Here is a 21114-nt window from a genome sequence, read left to right on the forward strand (position 1 = left end):
CGCTTTTGTACCACATCCATTTCATAATAGAGGGGCGTTCCTTGCATTTCCAGTATCATCCGGCAAAGTGCGTTGATTTCCCAGAGCCTTGTGTTGCCTTCCAATGGAAAGGGCAGCTCATAGTCTTCAATTTCGATTTCTTCCTCACTTTGAACCCCAAGACGTTCCCTGATTTCTTCAAAATCCACAGGACAGGAAAACCATGCCCCAGGATATTCCTCAAAATCCTCATGGTAAAACCGTGTGGTGTTCAGGATGTAGATTCTCATTTCCTCAATCAGTATCATGTCCTTTCTCTGTTAAGGTTTTGGGGAGTTACGCTCCCCAAGCCCCTAGTGGACTTCCACCATGAAGCAATCAGAGCTTGCTCCATAGCGGAAGTGTAACAAGGGTTTCCTATGCACCGATAATCTTATTGAACAGTTCCAGTAAGATGTCCTTTACACCATCCGCATTGAAGACCAGACCAACCGCTACAAGGGAAACTACTAAAAAACCGATAAGTTTGGAAAATTCCCTCTTAAATCCGAGGTACAGTCCAATCACCACGATTGCCAGCAGCACAAGGGACTGGGCGTTGGATAAAAACCAGTTGTAAAGATTCTGTCCGAAATTCATAAAAGCTCCTTTCTTTCCTGTAAGATTCCTTAGGTTTCAAGATTGCCGCCGTTAAAGCACCACCTCCTTTGCAGCGGCGGCTTGCTGCTTCAGGATTTTTTCGTGCTTCTTCGTCAGCCTTGCATGGGTGATGATGTCATGGACAATCTGGGTGTGGTTCAGCTTATCCAGACGGAGAGCCAGCTTTAACGTGGGGGCTACCTGATGGGAGAGCCAGTGCAGGGTGCGTTCAAAGGAATAGGGTTCCGGTTTCGTTGTCAGTTTCAGGCTTCCCCTGTGTTCCCCGATAAACCACGCCCATTCCTCACTGATACGCCAGTCAGAACGGGGCTTCGTATCGTCCCTGTCCACGAACCGGACATAGCGGTTGATGATTTGAAAGGCTGTCCGTTCTGGATTGTCGTGTTCTAACAGGTCACGGATGGCGTAAAAGGCACGCTCATTTTTCAGCCGGATTTCAAAACGGTTCTTTACCTCTGCGTCCGCAATGGGAATATCATGTTTTTTGTACTGCTCATAGTCCTTTTCGTAAATGCAGAAGTACACCTCACTTTGGAGGGAGCCGATATACAGGGTGTTCCCCATACATTCTTTTTCCCCACGCCGTACCAGTTCGCCGATGCGGTAGCTTTTGAAGCTGCGGAAGACCGAGATACATTCTTCATTCCGGCACTTCTCTGTCAGATGGGGAATGTTCAGGATTCCCGTTTTGTCATTGATGGCGAGGTCAAGCCGCTTCATCACGCCGTCCTCCATGAGAACATCCATGAAAAACTCATACCAGCTCCGTTCCTGTGCCAGCAGATAGCTTTCAAACTGGCGGCAGCCACGCCCTTTCAGTTCCAGCAGCACCCCTTTTTCCAGTTCCGGCGATACCAGAACGAAAATATCCCCCAGATAGTAATGCTCTGTGTAAGAATAGAAGCCGTAGTCTTCATAGATAAAGTAGGGGAGCTTTAGCCGAAGCACGTCTTCCACGATATGCTTCACATCCGTAGTGGGAAAACGAATCCGAACATAATCAAAGAGCATTTCAAGAGGAGCGTCTGGATTGAAGCGTTCCAGAGCTTCCGTGATGGCTTCCTGTAATGCTTCGGATGGGTGAGCCTTGCCCGTTTCAATATCGCTCAGGTACGGACGGGTGATTCCGGCAGCTAGGGCAAGTTTTTGTTGTGAGATACCGTAAACTTCCCGTTTTTCTTTGATGTCCCGTACCCATGTTTCTTCATTCAGTGAAAATCCCTCCTGTCTAAAAAAGCGTATGTCAACTTTCAGAGCCTTGTTGACACACGCCGGATATGGGAAAATCCCTTGTGTACCGTGGGATTCTGCCCTGTTGTTTGGTTGTTGCCTGTCGATTTGTACCCCTCTGTTAGATATGAGGGGTTCCTGCTGGCGTGCCTTGCGGCACACCAGCCACAGCAGGTCAGTACGTTTTTGCGGCTTTCGCTTCGCACGCCGCCTGCACTCCCTGCCTGCTGTCTATGAGCTTTTTTATTTCCTTGAGGAAATCGTGTCCTTTTGGTACAAGGGGCGTGTAAAACTCCGAGATAACGCTGGTTCCCACATCCACATAGCCACGCCCTTTTATCTGTTTGAGGAAGAAGTCCTTTGTGGTTTCCCCGAACATCATCCCATAGCCCATTTCCGACATCCGCCCCAGAGCTACACGGAAATTAAACTGGTCACGGATTCCATCCCCCAGATACTTTGCGTCCGGACGCTGGCAGGCGAGTATCAGGAAGAAACCTGCCTGCCGCCCAAGCATAACGATTTGTTTTAATTTGTTGAGGACAGCAGCGTTTTCCTTTGTGCCGAGCATTTCCATAAATGCCACATATTCATCAAAGATAAGGAAATTTGCAGGAAGCCCCAGATAAGCGTAATTTTCCCCTGTCCGGTAATTCTCCATGAGCTTCATGTCTTCGCTGCGTTTCATCATTTCTTCATAGAAACGGTCAATGCAGGCGAGCATATCTTCCTTTTTGTAGTACACATCCGGCATAACCGCCTGTAAGTCCGCAAGGTCGGCGTTTTTGGGGTCTAACACGAACAGGACGGCGTTAGTGCGGAGCAGGGCTTCAATGAGGGTCAGGATAAAGTAAGTCTTTCCGCCGCCGGTTCCTCCGGCAATGAGCATATGGGGGAGCTTGTCATACTCCCACCAGACATTTTGCATAAGCCGGAGCCTGCCGTCCTTTGCCTGTACATCCTCAATGGAGATACGGTTGGCAATAGTATCATAGAGCAGGGTGTACTCCACATAGGAATCCTTTAATTCCTTATCCGTCAGCTCACAGTACAAGCCGCTTTCCAGCTTTCTCTCCAAGTTTAAGAGCTGTTCCTGATATTTCCCCAAGGTGATTTCTACACGGATATGGAGCAAGCCCTGTTTCATCCGGTAGTAGATTTTGGGAAAGTAAGTAATGGTTTCTTTGGAACGGCTGGAAGACAAGTCCTTGAAAAAAGCGTCTTCCTTTCTCTGTTCCGATTCATACCACTTGTTTTCCAATACCATCCTTGCCAGCTTTTGGCGGTGGATGAGCTGTTTTACTTCGTCCCTGCGGTATCGCCAGAACAGAAGAACGGCTGTAAGACACACCAGCCCTGCCACGCCCATACTGAATAACAGGTAAGGGATGTTTACATCCTGTATTATCTGGGAGAGGGACACTTCCTGCCAGTTGGTTCCGGCTATTTGCCCTGTATGAAACAGCAGGACAACCAGCAGGAAGACAGGGAACAGGGCGGCAAGGGCAGTATGGGACACAAGGTCTTTATCCGTGGGACGGATACGTTTTCCACGGGGAAAAAGCTGCTTCATGGGAACAATCCTCCTTTCGTTTTTCTCTTATTTATCTGTTATTTTGCAGGGGGAGCGTCTTTTTTCGGTGTCTGCGGATTCATGGCAGCCCCTTTTTTCAGGACAATATCCTCTGCCTTGATGTACCAGTCCACCTCTGCTCCCTGAAAGGTAGCCGTTGCCACGGTATCTGCCACTGGATTGATAAGTTCCACCTCTGCGTTGTAATCGAACTCCTTTAACGGCACGCTGGCAGGGATGGAAACCTGAATCATACGCCCCTGTCCTCTGGATTTTAAGTCATAGGTACGCTCCTTGATTTCTTCTGATACCGAGCCGTCTTCATTCTGGAGGTGAACCTCACGGCGGAGGGCAGAAAATTTCAATGCCCCGAATGTTGCTTCCTTGTCAATCACGATTCCGTTTGCTAATCTCATAGTCTGATGTCCTCCTTTTCCTTACGCTTTTACCATATCGTCAGCGTGCAAAATGTAGTTGGTAAAGCCCCTTGTGCCGATTTTATAGCCCTCTGCGGTGATACGGGGATTGACGAGCTTTACACGTTCTTCAAAGTCAAAGTGTTTCTCTCCGGCTTCGGCAGGGAGGATAACCACAATATCATCCGCCCTCTGTACGTCTGAATACAGATTGAAGCTGCGGGAGAGTACCGCCATGCGTCCATTGATTCTTCTCTGTTCTGTTTTGTCTTCTCCGGCAAACTCCAAGTTGCCGAATGTCTTTTCCATGTTGGGGATAACGAATTTTAATTCCATATAGATGTACCTGTCCTTTCTGAATGTTGTGTTTGATAGTTGGTTTTGGGTTCTGGTCTGGAAGCGGAGGGGAACGCTCCGGCGGTGGTGATTTCTTCGTGGTATCACATCCTTTCTGGTTTTAGGGTAAAAAAATAGACGCTCAGTTTTGAACGTCTATAAGGGAAATACTTATTAACTTTTTAGTCTTCTGCTGGATGTTTTGAAAGATAACGGGAATAATCTGTGTCAAATTGTAAAGATTTCAATTGTTCATCTATAATCTGTAATAGGTTTTTACCGTTAAGGATTGCTTCAAATTCTTTTATAGAAAAATCAATAATGCAATATTTATCTTCCAATTTCTCCCTATGGAGATAAAATTTTTTTATTAGTCCAGCACCATTACTCCATCCGGTTCCGCTAGTACCATAATACGAAAATAAAATGCCTATTTTTATGTTGGTTGTCAAAAGCAAACTACAAAATTTTCCTATGTATGTAACACTAACGGCTTTGTCGTAATTTTTGCATTCTCCTAAAAAGGTATCAAGTTTTGGGTCAATCAGATGATATGTCAACAAAACTTTTCCTTGAGGAGTTAAAGTAACAATTTGGTCTATTTCATTTGTTGAAGTTCGTAAGTTTCTATCTACATTAAAAATATTTCCAGAGATAGTTAAGAGATACGAAACTAAATTTTCTAAAGCTTCGCCCTTTAAGTTATGTAAATTTTTAGGTGCATTGTCTGTAAGGGAAATGTCATGAAGCTGTTTGAATTTTTCAAGTAACTCTTTATAAGTATTTTTTTGGGCTTCGCTAATTTCACAAATTTTTTCATATCTTAATGTATCAGATATACTATTAAGGACATTTAATGCCTTAGAAATTTCTTTATCATCTGGCATAATATCAATCATCACGTACCACCATATATATTAAAAATGAATTTTCTATTGAGGAGAGTTCGCTATGGCAGAGTTCACATTCAAAAGTTTCTGGTAACTCATTAAACAAACGTACTGTCCCCATAGATTTTTGGCAATTACTACAATATAGTTCATAATAACTTTGCAAAATTCCTTGCTTTTCCAATTCAGATAAAAAATCATAGATTTCAGGAATAGATAAGGAAAATTTTCTTTTCAAAACGCCAGGATAAATCCACATATTTTTTCTATAATTTTTGAAAAAATTAGTTAAGGCAATGCTATCTATGTTTTTATTCATTTTGCGTTGTATCGTCATTTCTATGATTGACAATGTATTCGATAACATAATTCATTCGCTCCATTCCAATTAGCACATTACTATAGTAATATTGTATTAAACAATAAGATTTATTCATGTAATTGAAAACGAATTTAACACGGTTACTTCGTGTTTTTATTTCGTTCTCCCATAATAATTCAATCCAAGGATAATCGGACATTTCTTCCATTTCAAACATAAATTGTTCTAAGGCTTCTCTGAAATCAGGTACTTTCTCTAATTCAGCCTGATTGTCATTTAATAGTGAGCGTAGTTCACCGATAAATGGTAATATATATTCTTGATTGTTACCAACATCCAGTTGTGCGTTTCCACCATTAGGTAATTTCATGGATTGAGCAATAAGTTTTACATTTTCATCACGTTTGCATACATTAACCATAAAGTCTAAATTTAGCGGAATCAAATCGCACGCAAAATGCTCTTTAAAATAATCAGACATTTCTGCAATTAAGTTGGAATATATAGTCGGTTCTTTTTTGTCGGATAAAAAGACCCTTTTTAAAACATCAAAACGAAATTCTATCAATTCTCCTTTTTCGTGAAATACAACTAAAAAGGGATATTTAGTTAAAAATTCTTCCTGTGTGAGAGGATGAATAGCCGCATATGCCAAATTAAATTTCAGAAAATAGTATCCATCCATAGAATATGCAACAGGCTTTACGAAAGATGTATATAAGTAATCATTTTCATAAGTGTCTTTAAGAGGAAGGATTTCCTGTGCCTTTTTTAACGTTGATGAAAAATCATCACAAGTAAAAATAACGGAATACTTATAATCTTTTAAAAACTCCCATTTTTCTAAAGCATATCCAGCTCTTTTGCTCTGGTGAATGCAGGTTACAAGCTGTTCAGATAATGTTTTTTCTGAAATATCTACAGTTTCTAGCCCCTCTATGTATAACTGTCCCGAAGTATCTGTTTGTTTAGTCGCAATTCCGTGCTGAATGAATTGTTTTACTAAATGGCGTTTTACTTTATCTGAATAAGCCATTACTGTTTTTTCAAGATATTCTAAATAGTTATTTAACTGCATACAATCCCTCTTTTCTGTGCATATATCTTTCGTTATCTTGATTATACTTGATATAAGTACAAAAAGCCATGCACAAATCAAAATTTTTATAGGATTTTCGATATATACATAATGATAAAAGTTTTGGTGGTGTTGCATATATAAAAATAGACGCTTCATGTTTTCACATAAAACGTCTACTCCTTGCATTAAGGAAAAGAGTATCGTATAATCTTGATAAATGGTCTATAAGCCGGATTTGAACCAGCTAACACGTTGCTAACACTTTTGTTACCAGTACAGGATATTTCGTGAATCTATCTTCCGCACAGACCTCACGCTTTTCCTGCATTATAAGGTGTTAGATGGTATTACAGGAGGTTAGAAACTACTTGCTGCGAAAGGACATTTAGAACTCCTAAGCGCTAGTTGTGGGTTCGATTCCCGCTGGGAACAGTTTTTGCAGCAATGAGCGAAACTCTATTTATATTGGGCTGGTCGAAAGACCCGGGTCCACCAAACGGCGGGTAAGACACCCGTCGTTTTTGTTTTTTGGAATTATTGGCTGCCATTTGTTTTTCTGGTGCTGGTCGATGCGGTCTTTATCCGATCTTGACTTAAATAAGGAATGTAGTTAGAGATTTTGGTTGACATATTTTCAGAAGCTAGGTAATCTAATATTAGAGACAGGCAACCTGAGTGTCTGTCAAGCTGTGAAGTAAGGTATTGTACCAGAGAGCAGTGTCTTATGAGCTTTATAAGGGTTTGACATTTACCACAACCTGGCTAGAGGTTAATTCTCGAAAGAAAATGTTATCATGACTTAATTGGGTGAAGAAGCATAAATTTTCTTTGACTATTTCAAAGCTACAGTGTAATCTAAAAGAGATACTTATAAGGTCGGAACAGAGACCTAAAACCTGTTCTAGTGGTCTGGATGGAGACCGAAAACCCATTCCCATTGCAGGATAAACTGTGAAAAATTAGTAGAAGGATGGCTGTGAAGTCATTCTTCTATTTTACTATATGGAGGTTTGATGGAAGAACAGAAGAGTTTTACACAACGCGTGAAAGAAACATAAATCACAAATCTTGGTCAAAAAAGCATCGATATCCGACCCCATACACGGTATAATATAGGTAATTTAATAAGGAAACAGAGTTATCATTGTTATGGTATCGTAAAACTGATTACAAGAAAATGAGCTCCAAGGGAGGAATAAGCATGAATCATGAAGACTATAAAAAAGCCGCAGACCACTGGAAACCAATCGATGCGGCTTCCGTTAAGATGCCGCAGGAAGAACTGTTTGCGGCAATGGAAACCTATATTCTGACGAACGATACCTGTGCACTCGCCACGGGAAGCGGAAGCCAGATCCGAAACACTCCGATCGAGTATACATACCACGACGGCGCATTCTGGATGTTTTCGGAGGGCGGCGAAAAGTTCCTGGGATTGGAGCAGAATAAGAATGTATGTCTCGCAATCTTTGACAAGTATGCCGGGTTTGCAAAATTAAAGGGAATGCAGGTTCAGGGCGTTGCAGAGATTGTAGAACCATTTTCGGAAGAATATCTGAAAGCGGCAGAGTTTAAGAAAATCCCGATTGAGATGTTAAAAAAGCTTCCGGAGGTCATGAACCTGATTAAAATTGTGCCGGAGCGGATTGACTTTCTGAACTCGGATTTCAAGAAAGACGGATACGGGAGCCGCCAGGAATATGTTTATTTTTGAGAAAAAATCGTCATTTTCTCTACAATATCTCCATAATTTATGCTAGAATATGCCGTACAAAAAAATCTGGTTACCGAACACGCCTGCGTGAACTGTAGCCATGTGGAGAATCGGAATGAATATATTTTATGATGAAAACATTGATTTAAAGATCCGGTTGTTTTATGTACTGGCTTTGACAGCTTGCATTGCGAATACGCTTGGATACCTGACGAATATGCTGTTATATGGCATGACGGCAGCTACGCTGTTTCCGCTTTTCTGTGCCGTGATCATCTATGCGGCAAGTGCCTATGGTATCAAGACAAAGAAAACGAAAATTCCGGTCGTTCTGATCCTGGTGATCTGCGATCTGATTGAGTTTTCGGTGCTCTATTGCAGCTATGGTTTTTACCGCTTGTCTTATATGGTTCTGGGAATTGTGGCAACAACATTGTTTCTGGAGGATAAATGGCGGATGAAGGGAACCAGTGCCCTGATCTTGTTTGATCTGGTATTCATTGTATGGAGGCAGCGCGACCCGGCTTTCTTTGCTGCATTTGCGGGAAAAGAGAATATGAGCTCGGTGGTTATTACGTTCCTGATCGCAGGCAGCAGTATTCTGATGCTGCTGAGTACTCTTCTCAAGCAGTATACAAGGCAGCAGAAGTGCCTGGAGGAGATGACAAAGGACCTGCGGTGGATGGCAAATCTGGATCCGCTGACCCACCTGTATAATCGCCGCTATCTGCCCCAGTATCTGGAGGAGAAGAAGGCGGACGGAGAAAATGCTTTTTCGGTTGTATTGCTGGATATTGATGATTTTAAACAGATCAATGATACGTATGGTCATATGTTTGGAGACGAGGTATTGCAGACATTTTCGGAGATTCTTCTGAAGCATATGAAAGGACAAGGACTTGTGACCCGTTTTGGCGGGGAGAAATTTATGCTGGTGTTCCACACGACAGACCAGAATAAGATACAGCAGGTTTTAAACGGCTGTGCGGATGATTTTAAAGAGTATGGGATGTCTTCCAAAGGGAAGCCGCTGACATTCAGTGGCGGTGCTTCGGTCTTTCATGGGGAAGATATGCTGGTCAAGCTGTTCAACTATGCGGATGAGCGCCTGTATCAGGCAAAAAACACAGGAAAAAGACATGTGGTATATGACGTGTAGCAACATAAGATATGCTTATAAAATGATAATGTTGTGATAAAGGGGGATTACCAATGAAAATTGTAATTATTAACGGAAGTGCCAGAAAGGGCAATACCTTAACGGCAATCAATGCCTTGATCAAGGGAGCATCTAAGAATCATGAGATCGAGGTGATTCAGCCGGACAAGCGGCACATCAGTCCATGTAAAGGCTGTGGCGCCTGTCAGTGCTATAAGGGCTGTGTTGACCAGGATGATACCAATCCGACGATTGAACAGATCGCGGCGGCGGATATGATCGTATTTGCGACACCGGTGTACTGGTGGGGAATTACCGGACAGTTGAAACTGGTGATTGATAAGTGTTATTGCCGCGGTCTGCAGCTGAAGGGCAAAAAGACTGGTCTGATCGTTACAGGCGGTGCGCCTGTAAATCATGATCAGTATGATCTGATTGAGAAACAGTTTGCATGTATGTCTGAATACCTGGAATGGGATATGCGCTTTCAGAAGAGATATAGTGCGAATGGGAAAGATGAACTGGCGAAGAATGAGGCGGTAATGAAGGAACTGGAAGAATTGGGGGCTCAGTTGTAACTGCTGCTTACGTGTTTGGCAAACCGCAACGTGTGAACAGTAACCGCCAGGTTAAGATGGCAATATAAATTTTGCATTGCAAATTGACAAGAAAAAATGCATATTGTATAATCAGAATCGTTCATCGGAGGGTGATTTGTTCCATTTAAGTAACCGGGTGATACAGACCCGTTGCTGATGCAGAAACAATAGCTGGATAAGATGGCAGGTTGAAATATCTGCTTTCTTATCCGGCTTTTTTATTGCATTGCATATCGAAGAAGGTGCTGGTGGCATATCCGCTGATTTCAGAGGAAATTATAGCGTGGAAAAACACGCTCCACAGAATAAAAAATAAATGATCAACATTGGAGAGAAAATTTCATGGAGAGAACCACATCATTTACAGAAGGGAAAATTTTGCAGCCGCTCATCTTATTCGCATTTCCAGTCCTGTTGGCGCTGTTTTTGCAGGCAATGTACGGTGCGGTGGATCTGCTGATCGTCGGAAAGTTTGCTTCCTCCGCAGATGTATCCGCGGTATCGACCGGTTCGCAGATCATGACAACACTGACGAACCTGATCAGCAGCTTTGCGATGGGAACCACGATCTTGCTGGGACAGCAGATCGGAAGCGGAAAACGGGAAGAGGGAGGCCACACGGTAGGAACGGCGATTTTGCTGTTTGCGGGAATTGCGGTGGCATTGTCGGTTATTCTTGTGGCATTTGCCCCTCAGGTCAGCCGTGCGATGAATGCACCGGAGGAGGCGTTTCACAAGACTGTGGATTATATCCGGATCTGCGGCGGAGGTATGCTGGTGATCGTTGCGTATAACCTGATCGGCTGCATCTTCCGCGGACTTGGCGATTCGAAGACACCGCTGGTCACAGTGGCAATTGCCTGTGTATGCAACATTGTCGGTGACTTGATTCTGTGTGCTGGCTTTCGCATGGGAACGGAAGGCGCTGCGATCGCAACGGTGTTTGCGCAGGTTGTGAGTGTGGTGGTGTCTTTCTTTCTTATCCAGAAGAAGGACTTACCGTTTACCATGAAGAAGGAGAATATCCGGATCCACGGTGTTTATCTGCGGAAGATGGTGAGCTTTGGTGTGCCGATCGCGCTGCAGGATCTTCTGGTCAGCATGTCGTTTCTGATCATTCTGGCTATCGTGAATGCGATGGGGGTGACGGCATCTGCCGGAGTCGGCGTGGCAGAGAAGGTATGTGCGTTTATCATGCTGATCTCATCGGCATTCATGCAGTCGATGTCGGCGTTTGTGGCGCAGAACTATGGCGCCGGACGCATGGACCGCGCCAAAAAAGCATTGCATTATGGAATTGCAGTGTCCTTTGTGATCGGTGTGTGCATGTTTGCGCTTACGTTCTTCCATGGAGACCGCATGGCCGGTATTTTCTCATCGGATGAGGCAGTGGTTCTAGCAGCAGCTGATTATTTGAAGGCATATGCGATCGACTGCCTGTTTACGTCTATCTTCTTCTGTTATACCGGATTTTACAATGGCATGGGCAGAACAAGATTTGTGATGATCCAGGGAATTCTTGGGGCATTTGGTGTCCGTGTGCCGGTGTCTTATCTGGTGAGTATCCAGCCGAAGACATCTCTGTTTCATATCGGGCTGGCGACGCCGATGTCGTCTGCGCTGCAGCTGGTTTTGTGTGTGGGATTTATGATGTGGCTGAATAAGAAAAGAGGAGGTGCCAGTGGCACCTCCGATGATTAATTTTCTCCGAACAGAATCTTCAATTTTTTCAGGCAGTGGAAGAATGCCGGGAGCAGGAACGCATCTGCAAAGATCCACGCAAGTGGGCTGGCGAAGCACGCCGGAAGGAACCCGAATACCGGAACCAGGCAGAAGCCGACGAGTGACCGTGCAGCCATCTCGCAGACTCCGGCCAGGATCGCAAACGTGGAAAATCCCATTCCCTGGATCGTGAAGCGGACGACGTTGACAAAGGTCAGCGGGATATAGAACATACTGTTTGCGGCCAGGAACGTGGCTACCCTGCCGATAATCTCGGTCTGCCCTGCGTCCATGAAGAGAAGCGCAATGTATTTGCCGCCGAAAAGCAGGACCACAAATGCGATCAGGGAATAGATGATCCCGATCAGACTTGCAGCTTTCAGTCCTTCTTTTACGCGGTCCAGCTTTTTGGCACCGACATTCTGGCCTGCGTAGGTTGCCATGGTACCGCCGAGTGCGTCAAACGGACAGCAGAAGAACATGCTGACTTTGCTTCCGGTGGAAACTGCTGCCACGGCCATGGAGCCAAGCGAGTTTACCGCGGTCTGGAGCACAACGCTTCCGATCGCCGTGATGGAATACTGGAGCCCCATCGGGATTCCCATGCCGCAGAGGAAGCGGAGCATGTGGCTGTCCGGTCTCCATTCCTCCTGTTTCATATGCAGGATCGGATAATGCCGGATCATGTAGATCAGGCAAAGCACTGCGGAAATTCCCTGGGAGATGATGGTAGCCAGTGCCGGTCCGCGGACTCCCATGCCGAGCACAAGGATCGTAAAGAAATCCAGGGCGATGTTCATGAGGGAGGAAAGCAGCAGGAAATAAACTGGTGTTTTGCTGTCTCCCAGGCTTCGGATGATGCCTGCGAGCATGTTGTAAAGATAGGTGACAGGAATTCCGAGGAAAATCACGAAAATGTAATCGTAAGCCCCCTGGATGATATCTTCCGGCGTGTTCATCCACTGCAAAATGTTCATGCAGAGGATACCGACGATGGTTGTCATGACTGCGGCGAAGACTGCGGACAGCCAGCCGGAGTTGGCTACGAATTTTCGCATCCCGTTATAGTCTCCGGCACCGAATTTTTGGGCTACCGGGATTGCAAAGCCATTGCATGCGCCGGTGCAGAAGCCGATGATCATAAAGTTAATGGAGCTCGTTGAGCCGACCGCTGCCAGGGCTGATATGCCCAGACATTTACCGACAATGATGGTATCGACCATGTTGTAAAACTGCTGGAAAAGGAACCCGAAGAGCATCGGGATCGCAAAGCTTAAGATCAGCTTCATCGGGGAACCGACGGTCAGGTCCTTGATGTCATTCTTTTGCATAATATCTCCTTGTGTATATTCGTGCGGAAAGTTTCCTGTGATTTATGAGGAATCTCAAATCGGATGTATTATAAAACAAGGTAAAAGAAAAGTACATAGGGTAATTGCAAAAAAATCGGATGTCAGGTAAGCCATGAATCGTGAGCGGTTTGCGCAACGAGCGAACAGTAACGAAACCGGAACATAAAATGAGGTTGCATTTGTGTAAAGAGAACAGCTATAATGATTACACTATAAATTAAGAAAAGAAGTGACACTATGTTTTTTATGATGGGAATTACCGATGGAAGAAAGCAGCTTGATTTTACGCAGACCGTCATCTGCAGTGTATGCGGCAAGTATGGGCGCTACCAGGTCTTTATGACGTATACGGTGTTGTCGTTATTTTTTATCCCATGCTTGAAGTGGAACCGGCACTATTATGTGCAGATGAGCTGCTGCAATACGCTGTATGAGCTTGATCCGGAAATCGGAAAGGCGATTGCGCGTGGGGAACAGGTGGAGATTCTGCCGCAGCATTTGACGATGGTGCAGCAGGGAACCAGTGGATATGGACACCGGCATTGCGATCATTGCGGTTATGAGACAACAGAAGATTTTGAGTATTGCCCGAAGTGCGGGAACCGGTTTTAGAAAAATATGGGCGTCAGATCCGAAAAAGTGGATCTGACGTCTTTTTTGATTGTGAAGCATCCCAAAGCAATTGTTAATGAGTTAATGACAGTAGTTACAGGTCAGCCTATTTCTCAAATTCACCGATCCTACAGCAGCTTCAAAATCTCATCCCGGTCAATCAGGATGCTGCTGATTCCCTCTCCGGAGAGAATCTCTTCGGCCAGGTCCTGCTTACTCTTATGAAGATTCTGGATCTGCTCTTCGATGGTGTGTTCCGCGATCAGTTCGTAAACGGTTACGGTGTTTTCCTGGCCGATGCGGTGCGCACGGTCGGTTGCCTGGTTCTGGGCTGCCACCGTTCCACCACGGATCGTAGTGGATGACGATGTCAGCAGCAGTCAGGTTCAGGCCGGTTCCGCCGGCTTTTAAGGAGATGCAGAATACCGGGACATCGTTTGTGGCGAAGCTTTCAACTAACTGCATGGGCTGGATTGCCAGACGCTCTGGGTGGATGGAAGCTATATTGGACTACTGGATCAGCAGATGAGCTTCTTAAAACCGGTATACGTGGGAGATACGATTTATCTCACGATGACTCCGACTGCAAAGCGTTTATCAAGAAAACCAGGACGTGGAATTATAACATATCGTATTTCTGTCTTTAATCAGAAGGAAGAAATGGTTATGGATGGAACCTGGGTTATTTTGATGGCGACTGACCGTGAACATATGGAATAAGGAGAAGATACTTATGGCGATGAAAGATTATGTATTTCCTGGGAAAACCTATGATGAATGGAATGTAGGAGACGAATTTATCACTGGAGCACGAACGATTACAGAAGCAGATATTGTAAATTTTGCAGGTTTATCTGGTGATTGGAGCGCTACCCATACCAATGATGTTTACGGAAAGAGTACGATTTATGGTTCAAGAATTGCATATGGAAATGTAACATTTATTGTTAGTACAGGTTTGCTGGCACAGACGAGAATGTTTGAAGGTACGGCAACAGCGCTGCTTGATATGAAAATCAGTTATCAGGAGCCGGTAAGATTTGAGGATACTATTTACTGCAAGTTAGTCGTAGAGGAAAAACGTCCAAGTAAAACGCCTGGTAGAGGCGTGGTTACGTTCCGTGTATATGTTTATAACCAGAGTGATGAACAGGTAGCAGAGGAACGTCTTGTTTTTCTGATTTTTTCTGAAAAAGCAAGTTTGTAAAAAATCAATTTTTGAGCTTCGCTGTCTGAGAATCTTTCATCAGGCAGCGGAGTTCATTTTATATGGAGAATATCATATGGAATTGATAGAAAAAACGATTGGGCAGTATTTGGAGGAAGAGGCAAGAAATAAAGAAAATCATATGGCAATAGAAGAGAACGCATGGAGCTGCACCTATGCACAGTTAAATCAGATTGCTGAGACACTTGCGTTTGAGATGGAAAGTTTGGATATAAAAAGGGGAAGGCATGTAGGAATCTGGAGCGAAAACAGTGCGGCCTGGGTATTTGTTTTTTTGGCTTTAATGAAGAGAGGGGCCATTCCGGTACTTTTGAATACCTGTTACAAAGTGGAAGAGATTCGGAAAGTTCTGGACTATTCAGATGTGGAGATCTTATATTATGGGACTGGCTACAAGGATTGTGTCTATGCAGACATGATTGCAGATTTGCATAAAAAATTACCAAGAATTAGATATTTTATTTCAATGAATAAAATGAATGACAGAGCGTGGATAGAAAACCATGAATTAGGGAGCTGCAGTTCGTTTTCAGCAATGAGGGAATTGGTGAATCCGGGGGACACAGCATGCATTATCTTTACGTCTGGAACAACCAGTATGCCGAAAGGTGTCATGCTAAGTCACTATAGTATTGTGAATAATGCGAGGGCCGTGGCCATGGCTATGCACTGGAATGCAACAGATAAAATGTGTATTACGGTACCATTGTTTCATTGCTTTGGAATTACTGCTGGAATTGTTGCTTGTCTGGTCAGCGGTATGTGTATGCATATTATTCCGTATTTTCATACGCTTCACGTGTGGGAGGCTATAGAAAACAATCATTGCAGTGTGTTAAATGGAGTGCCGAGCATGTTTTTGGCACTGATCCGCAAGCAGGAACACAAAAGCAGAAAAGGAAAAGATTTAAAATCAGGAATTATTGCAGGTTCTGCTGTAACATCATTGGAGTATAAAGAAATCTGTTCACGCTTTTCTTCAATGCATCTGCAGCCGGCATATGGTCAGACGGAAAGCGCACCATGTATCTCGATAGCAGACTGGGAGGACAGTATAGAAAATAAGGCAACATCGGAGGGGGAGGTTTTAGAGCATATACAGATTCGAATTAATTCACTGGACTACGAAGAAAACGGTCAATCAGGCGTATGTGGAGAAATACAGGTTCGCGGATATAATGTTATGCAGGGATATTATAAGAAGCCGGAAGAAAACAAGAAAGTGTTTACAGAAGATGGATGGTTAAAGACGGGAGATATCGGATATTTGGATGAATGCGGGAGACTTCGTATAACAGGACGTTTGAAGGAAATGATTATTCGGGCTGGGGAAAATATCGCACCACAAGAAATTGAAGAGGTAATCAGATTATTTGATGGTGTAGATGGAGTTAAGGTAATAGGAATTCCAGCAGAAGTATTGCAGGAAGAAATCGTAGCTTGCATTGTAGCAAAGCAAGGATATCCCATATCAAAAGAAGCGCTTCAGGCATTTGTAAGATCCAGACTGGCAGATTATAAAGTCCCGGCACATGTTTTGCAATTTACAGAACTTCCTATGAATGCAAGCGGGAAAATTGATATAAAACAGTTAAAAAAGCTTGTGCAGGAACGGATTTGCATGGGAAAAAAGTAAATATTAGGCAGGAAATATGCAGTGGGGATATTTCCTGCCATTTTTTTGTTGCCATACATCTGAAATGAGTTGTCAGTGCAAAATCTCTTTTCATTTATTGCCCAGCCAGCCCACGGATCTTTTCAATCCCCAGCAGATGCCGGTTCACAAAGGAGATCATTGGCCCGATAAGGATGGCAGATACAATGGTGCCAAGTCCGACGCCGTTTAAGCGCTGGAAGAAAAGGAATGACAGTACGATCGCAATGATGATCAACGTAACATCAAACCGGATCTTGACCTTACCGAATTCGATGCCGGATACGCGGGAGATTGCATGGACAATGCCCTCACCCGGAACCTTGATGACATCAGGAGCGACTTCTACGCTGATCCCGATGGCAAGGATCGCGCAGCCAATCAGTAGGCTTAAGATGCGCAGTGGCAGTGTCTGCGGGTTCAGCCATGCCAGCACGAGCATGCTGATATCAATAAAGAAGCTGAACAGAATGTTGGCCAGAACCTGCAGAAACTGGATCGGGTGAAAATCCTTTTTCAGGATCGCGATCTGCATGACAATGAAGATCATATTAAACAGGAACGTGGTCTGCCCGAAGGTCAGCATGGTGAATTTTAGGCTTAAAACATAAGGAATACTGGAAATCTGGGAGGTGCCCAGGGCGCTTTTGGTGATGAAGGCAACGCCAAAAGAGTTGATGATCAGCCCCAGAATAAAGAAAAAATAGCGTTTGGCAAGTGTTGGCATGGAAAAAGTCCTCCTTTGTAAATTTTTTTGCAGGTTTTTGATAAATTTTGTTTATTGCTGTTACGTTATTATTAAGGATACTACGATTTTATACTTGAAACAATGAACGCATTTACTTTTTTGTGTGGTGGTGTTACTATTTATATTAGGGAATTCTACGTTTTTGGGGGGAGAATTTGGGTTGTGCATGAGTGAACAGCAATGAAGATAGATTTGGCAGCAGATTCTGCCAGACGCATATGCACAACCAAAAATACGGCTAAGGGGGAAGGAGCATGGCATTGTATACCAAGCATACAGAAAAATTGTATAAAGCAGCCTTATGGGCTGGAAATATCGTGCTCATGCTCGTTGCAGTCGCTGTCTCCCTGATCTATGCGTATCATGTCCGCACTTCGCAGATCGAAGTAAAACAGGCGGATTTTATTTCCACGGTAGAATCCATGAAATCCGTTTCCCAGAATTATCTGGACAGTGAGCGGGGCTATGTGGAAAACTGGGCATTCTACATCAACGACCGGCAGATGACGCGGGAAGAGGCATTGGACTTTTTGCGGTCTATCAACACCAATCCGGGGCGGTATGTTCATATTGTAGATATGGAAAATTTTGATGCCTGGTCGGCAAGCTATCCGGCTGGTCATGATGAGATCGATACTTATCACAGATTCCAGGGCGAGTTAAAGGACTGGGAGCAGCTCATGCTGGATGCCATGTGGGAGATGTACAATGGCACAGCGCCGAAGTTTACGGTGGTCGGGCGGTATCAGCTGGATGAAACGGTTTCACCGGCAGTCAGTGTCGGGGCACGGATCACGCTGCAGACGGAAGATGGGACGAAAGATTTTCTGCTGCTGCGGGCCATTCCGACAAATGTACTGCAAAAGACCTGGGTATTTCCGGCAGAATACCAGTCTGCCGAGGTCGGGATCATGACAACAAAAGGCGGTTATGTGATTCAGTCTCCATCCATGAAATCAATTTCGTTTCCGGAATATATTCGGGGCTATAATTTCCAGGATGATTACAACAAGGTGGACAGTTTCCAAAAAGAACTGGAAAGCACCGATCATGGTGTACTCTGCTATAAAAATTTCAGGAATGAGGACTGTCTGTGGTATTATTCGTCCTTTGGTGGCAATTCCAATCTGGATATCCTTGGTGTGATCCGGTTGGATGAGCTGCAGCCGGAGAATGGCACCTGGCTGATCGTAGTCCTGATCTGTGGAACGCTGGCGGCCCTGGTGCTTCTGGACGGACTTTATCTGCGTCAGGTAAACCAGCGTCTTCGCAGGACTGCAAAGCTGGCGCAGGAGGCCAGTGAGGCAAAGACTCAGTTTCTTTCTTCCATGTCCCACGATATCCGGACTCCGATGAATGCGGTACTTGGCATGATGTCGATCGCGAAAAGCCATGTGCAGGATCCGGAGTATGTGACGCAGTGTCTGGATAAAGCGATGACATCTGGAAAACGCCTGCTGACCCTGATCAACGATGTCCTTGATATCTCAAAGATCGAGAGCGGTCAGTTTGTGCTGACTCCTTCGGAGGTCTTGGTGGAGAAATTTTTTAAAGAGCTGGACGATATGCTGGCGCTGCAGATCCGGGAGAAAAATCTGCATTTTACCATTCAGAAAGATGCGCTGCCGCATCCGGTTGTTCTGGCCGATCCAATCCGGCTTAATCAGATATATATGAACCTTCTGTCAAATGCTGTGAAATATACCCCGGATGGCGGCAGCATTACCATGCGTTTTGGGGAAGAGCCGGCAGAGGCGGATAAGAAGCTGACTTGCCTGGTCTTTTGTGTATCCGATACGGGAATCGGCATGACACCGGAATATCAGGACCGGATGTATCAGTCTTTTTCGCGTGAGATCAATACCCAGGTAAACCGGACTTTGGGATCTGGTCTGGGACTGGCGATTGTGCGTCAGATGGTTGATCTGATGGGCGGTACGATCACCTGCGAGAGTGAGGTTGAGAAGGGAACGACCTTTACGGTTCGACTGAATCTGCCAATTGTAGATCAGCAGCCTGTGACAAAGCAGGAGGGACATCTGGAAGATGATGATGTAAGAGGTCTTCATCTGCTGGTTGCAGAGGACAACGAGTTAAACTGGGAAGTGATTGAGATACTTTTGGAAGAATTCGGGGTTACCTGTGAGCGGGTGGAAAACGGAAGGCTCTGTATCGAGCAGCTTTTGGCAAATCCTGCAGGAACGTATGATGCAGTTCTGATGGACGTACAGATGCCGGAAATGAATGGTCTGGAGGCCAGCCAGCGGATCCGGAACTTAGACGAGGCCGCCCTTCGGAATATTCCGGTGATCGCCATGACGGCAGATGCCTTTGCGGAGGATGTACAGGCCTGCATCTCCAGTGGAATGAATGGCCATATGGCAAAGCCGATCGATACTATCGTGCTTTTGAATTATCTGAAAAAGATAAAAAATAAAATGTTTTAATGGGAGAGTTACGATATGAAAAGTTTTACACACGGTATGGTGACTGCGGCACTGGCAGCATCATTGCTGTTGTCTGGATGTTCGGCAAAGAAAGAACCGGAAACGGGATTTACACCGAGAATGGATAAGGATGCAAAAATCCAGCTGGATATGATTGGTTATTTTGGGAATTTTGAGGCGTTGGATCAGGTCATGAGCGATTTTAACCGCTTTTATCCGAATATCACGTATACCTACCAGCAGGTAGGCGGGAGTAATGAGGTGGCATATTTGCAGGCAAATCCCAACGTTGATGTTATTATGACTTCCAGTGAATTATTAACTCCAAAGGATAGTGCACTTGCAAAATATTGCGTGAATCTGTCGGAGGCAGATGTTGATTTCAGTGCAATAGACCCGCAGATGCTTTCTGCATCCTGTATTGACGGCAGGCAGCTTGCCATTCCCATGGGACAAAATATTTACGGGATGATCGTGAATACATCCCTTCTGGAAAAAGAAGGTCTGGCACTTCCCCAAAATAGAGAGGAATTTCTGGATGTGCTTTCTGCGTTAAAGGAAAAAGGATACAATCCTGTTCAGGGACCAACTGCAAAGGTGTATGCGGAGCTGGTGGCAAATCAGATCTTTTCTGGTCTCTGTGACGGGCAGCCACTGAATAAGGCATTGCAGGAGGGAGACCGGGCAGCAGCCGAAGCGGCTGTTATGCCAGCCGTGGAGCTTGTGGATGAAATTCTTGCGGGCGGTTATACAGATCCTGCGGTCAATGACAGTTACCCGAAGGATAATTATGACCAGGCAATCCTCCGTTTCCTGGAGGGGGATGTGCCATTCTGGGTATGCAATACCGAAAAGGTCGGTGGAATGAAAAAACGGGAATCCAAATCCGAAGCATTCCAGAAGGAACCTTTTTCTTACACGTTTATTTACCCGCCGACCGGAGAGAACGGGGCATACGTTTACCGTGAACCGTGGTGTGGATTTGCGGTGAACAAGGACGGCAGCCATTTGGATTATGCAATGGAGTTCATTCGTTTCCTTTCCACGGAGGAGGAAATCAACAAGATGGCAAACATCAAAGGAGTTCCGTCTGTGGCAAAGAACAGCAGCATCACTGAGAATTATAAACAGGTCCTGGATGCAGAGTTCATTAAGGATGGCAGTGTAAACCTGGGCGAGGTTACGCCGAATATCGTCGAGGCGTGGTATTCCTGTATGACAGGATATGCGGCAGGGGAGTATGTTTCTGCAAAGGATGCGGTAACCGAATTTCTGGATGTATGTGACCGGGATATGGGGCAGGAGTAAAAATACGGAAAAAGCCCTTTGACTTTTTGAAAAACAGGCAATATAATAGGTGGCGAACGAGTAGCAATAACTGCGTAAATCCAG

At 44.7% G+C, this 21114-nt stretch carries 21 protein-coding genes and 1 pseudogene; 10 read left to right on the plus strand and 12 right to left on the minus strand.

From position 1 onward, the window contains the following. The 9 genes from DWZ40_RS11000 to DWZ40_RS11045 form a co-directional block, all read right to left on the minus strand. On the minus strand, window positions 1–287 hold a 287-nt coding region (locus DWZ40_RS11000; RefSeq protein ID WP_243035316.1), incomplete at its 3' end, for an antirestriction protein ArdA. A gap of 109 nt (window positions 288–396) precedes the next feature. After that, window positions 397–618 (minus strand): hypothetical protein, encoded by a 222-nt coding sequence (locus DWZ40_RS11005; RefSeq protein ID WP_002570387.1) that lies wholly within the window; start codon window positions 616–618, stop codon window positions 397–399. A gap of 51 nt (window positions 619–669) precedes the next feature. Then, window positions 670–1881, minus strand: a complete 1212-nt coding sequence (mobT, locus tag DWZ40_RS11010; RefSeq protein WP_347560081.1) for a MobT family relaxase — start codon at window positions 1879–1881, stop codon at window positions 670–672. A gap of 163 nt (window positions 1882–2044) precedes the next feature. Beyond that, window positions 2045–3442, minus strand: coding sequence for an FtsK/SpoIIIE domain-containing protein (locus DWZ40_RS11020; protein ID WP_118543098.1), 1398 nt, complete (start codon window positions 3440–3442; stop codon window positions 2045–2047). 38 nt (window positions 3443–3480) lie between these two features. Further along, window positions 3481–3858: a YdcP family protein gene (locus DWZ40_RS11025; protein WP_118543099.1), complete on the minus strand. Its 378-nt coding sequence runs from the start codon at window positions 3856–3858 to the stop codon at window positions 3481–3483. Between the two features lie 21 nt (window positions 3859–3879). Further along, a complete protein-coding gene (locus tag DWZ40_RS11030) occupies window positions 3880–4194 on the minus strand; it encodes a YdcP family protein (protein WP_002578441.1) in 315 nt (104 codons plus the stop codon). A gap of 182 nt (window positions 4195–4376) precedes the next feature. Then, window positions 4377–5093: a hypothetical protein gene (locus tag DWZ40_RS11035; protein WP_118543100.1), complete on the minus strand. Its 717-nt coding sequence runs from the start codon at window positions 5091–5093 to the stop codon at window positions 4377–4379. Continuing rightward, on the minus strand, window positions 5086–5403 hold the full coding sequence (locus DWZ40_RS11040) for a hypothetical protein (protein WP_007037474.1): 318 nt from the start codon (window positions 5401–5403) through the stop codon (window positions 5086–5088). Before DWZ40_RS11040 ends, DWZ40_RS11035 begins: the two co-directional genes overlap by 8 nt. Then, window positions 5396–6484, minus strand: coding sequence for a hypothetical protein (locus tag DWZ40_RS11045; RefSeq protein WP_118543200.1), 1089 nt, complete (start codon window positions 6482–6484; stop codon window positions 5396–5398). Before DWZ40_RS11045 ends, DWZ40_RS11040 begins: the two co-directional genes overlap by 8 nt. A gap of 1204 nt (window positions 6485–7688) precedes the next feature. On the opposite strand from DWZ40_RS11045, the gene DWZ40_RS11050 reads away from it, so the two are divergent. The 4 genes from DWZ40_RS11050 (at window position 7689) to DWZ40_RS11065 (ending at window position 11660) form a co-directional block, all read left to right on the plus strand. Further along, window positions 7689–8201, plus strand: coding sequence for a pyridoxamine 5'-phosphate oxidase family protein (locus DWZ40_RS11050; protein WP_118543101.1), 513 nt, complete (start codon window positions 7689–7691; stop codon window positions 8199–8201). 115 nt (window positions 8202–8316) lie between these two features. Continuing rightward, window positions 8317–9360, plus strand: a complete 1044-nt coding sequence (locus DWZ40_RS11055) for a GGDEF domain-containing protein (protein ID WP_182431718.1) — start codon at window positions 8317–8319, stop codon at window positions 9358–9360. Between the two features lie 53 nt (window positions 9361–9413). Beyond that, a complete protein-coding gene (locus DWZ40_RS11060; RefSeq protein WP_118543103.1) occupies window positions 9414–9938 on the plus strand; it encodes a flavodoxin family protein in 525 nt (174 codons plus the stop codon). Between the two features lie 363 nt (window positions 9939–10301). Next, window positions 10302–11660 (plus strand): MATE family efflux transporter, encoded by a 1359-nt coding sequence (locus DWZ40_RS11065; protein ID WP_118543104.1) that lies wholly within the window; start codon window positions 10302–10304, stop codon window positions 11658–11660. On the opposite strand, the gene DWZ40_RS11070 is transcribed toward DWZ40_RS11065, so the two are convergent. Then, window positions 11657–13012: an MATE family efflux transporter gene (locus tag DWZ40_RS11070; RefSeq protein ID WP_118543105.1), complete on the minus strand. Its 1356-nt coding sequence runs from the start codon at window positions 13010–13012 to the stop codon at window positions 11657–11659. The genes DWZ40_RS11065 and DWZ40_RS11070 overlap by 4 nt on opposite strands. 258 nt (window positions 13013–13270) lie before the next feature. Between DWZ40_RS11070 and DWZ40_RS11075 the strand changes: the two genes are divergently transcribed. Beyond that, window positions 13271–13645, plus strand: a complete 375-nt coding sequence (locus DWZ40_RS11075; protein WP_118543106.1) for a zinc ribbon domain-containing protein — start codon at window positions 13271–13273, stop codon at window positions 13643–13645. Window positions 13646–13773: 128 nt separating this feature from the next. On the opposite strand, the pseudogene DWZ40_RS11080 reads toward DWZ40_RS11075, so the two are convergent. Continuing rightward, window positions 13774–14107, minus strand: a pseudogene (locus DWZ40_RS11080) (C-terminal helicase domain-containing protein); the annotation flags it as partial. A 27-nt stretch (window positions 14108–14134) separates the two neighbouring features. Here DWZ40_RS11080 and DWZ40_RS11085 point away from each other — a divergent pair. The 3 genes from DWZ40_RS11085 (at window position 14135) to DWZ40_RS11095 (ending at window position 16509) form a co-directional block, all read left to right on the plus strand. Then, complete coding sequence (locus tag DWZ40_RS11085; RefSeq protein ID WP_147354187.1) at window positions 14135–14365, plus strand: hypothetical protein; 231 nt, start codon at window positions 14135–14137, stop codon at window positions 14363–14365. Between the two features lie 13 nt (window positions 14366–14378). Continuing rightward, window positions 14379–14852, plus strand: a complete 474-nt coding sequence (locus DWZ40_RS11090) for a MaoC/PaaZ C-terminal domain-containing protein (RefSeq protein ID WP_118543108.1) — start codon at window positions 14379–14381, stop codon at window positions 14850–14852. 76 nt (window positions 14853–14928) lie between these two features. Continuing rightward, window positions 14929–16509, plus strand: a complete 1581-nt coding sequence (locus tag DWZ40_RS11095) for an AMP-binding protein (protein ID WP_118543109.1) — start codon at window positions 14929–14931, stop codon at window positions 16507–16509. A 94-nt stretch (window positions 16510–16603) separates the two neighbouring features. Here DWZ40_RS11095 and DWZ40_RS11100 read toward each other — a convergent pair whose 3' ends face one another. After that, window positions 16604–17254 carry a DUF6198 family protein gene (locus DWZ40_RS11100; RefSeq protein WP_118543110.1) on the minus strand — a complete coding sequence of 217 codons (651 nt, stop codon included), beginning with the start codon at window positions 17252–17254 and terminating at the stop codon, window positions 16604–16606. Window positions 17255–17529: 275 nt separating this feature from the next. On the opposite strand from DWZ40_RS11100, the gene DWZ40_RS11105 reads away from it, so the two are divergent. After that, window positions 17530–19722, plus strand: a complete 2193-nt coding sequence (locus DWZ40_RS11105; RefSeq protein WP_118543111.1) for an ATP-binding protein — start codon at window positions 17530–17532, stop codon at window positions 19720–19722. Window positions 19723–19737: 15 nt separating this feature from the next. After that, window positions 19738–21030 carry an ABC transporter substrate-binding protein gene (locus DWZ40_RS11110; RefSeq protein WP_118543112.1) on the plus strand — a complete coding sequence of 431 codons (1293 nt, stop codon included), beginning with the start codon at window positions 19738–19740 and terminating at the stop codon, window positions 21028–21030. Window positions 21031–21114: the final 84 nt, after the last annotated feature.

It is taken from the genome of Clostridium sp. AF32-12BH (genome assembly GCF_003477935.1).
Classification (GTDB): Bacteria; Bacillota; Clostridia; order Lachnospirales; family Lachnospiraceae; genus Brotaphodocola.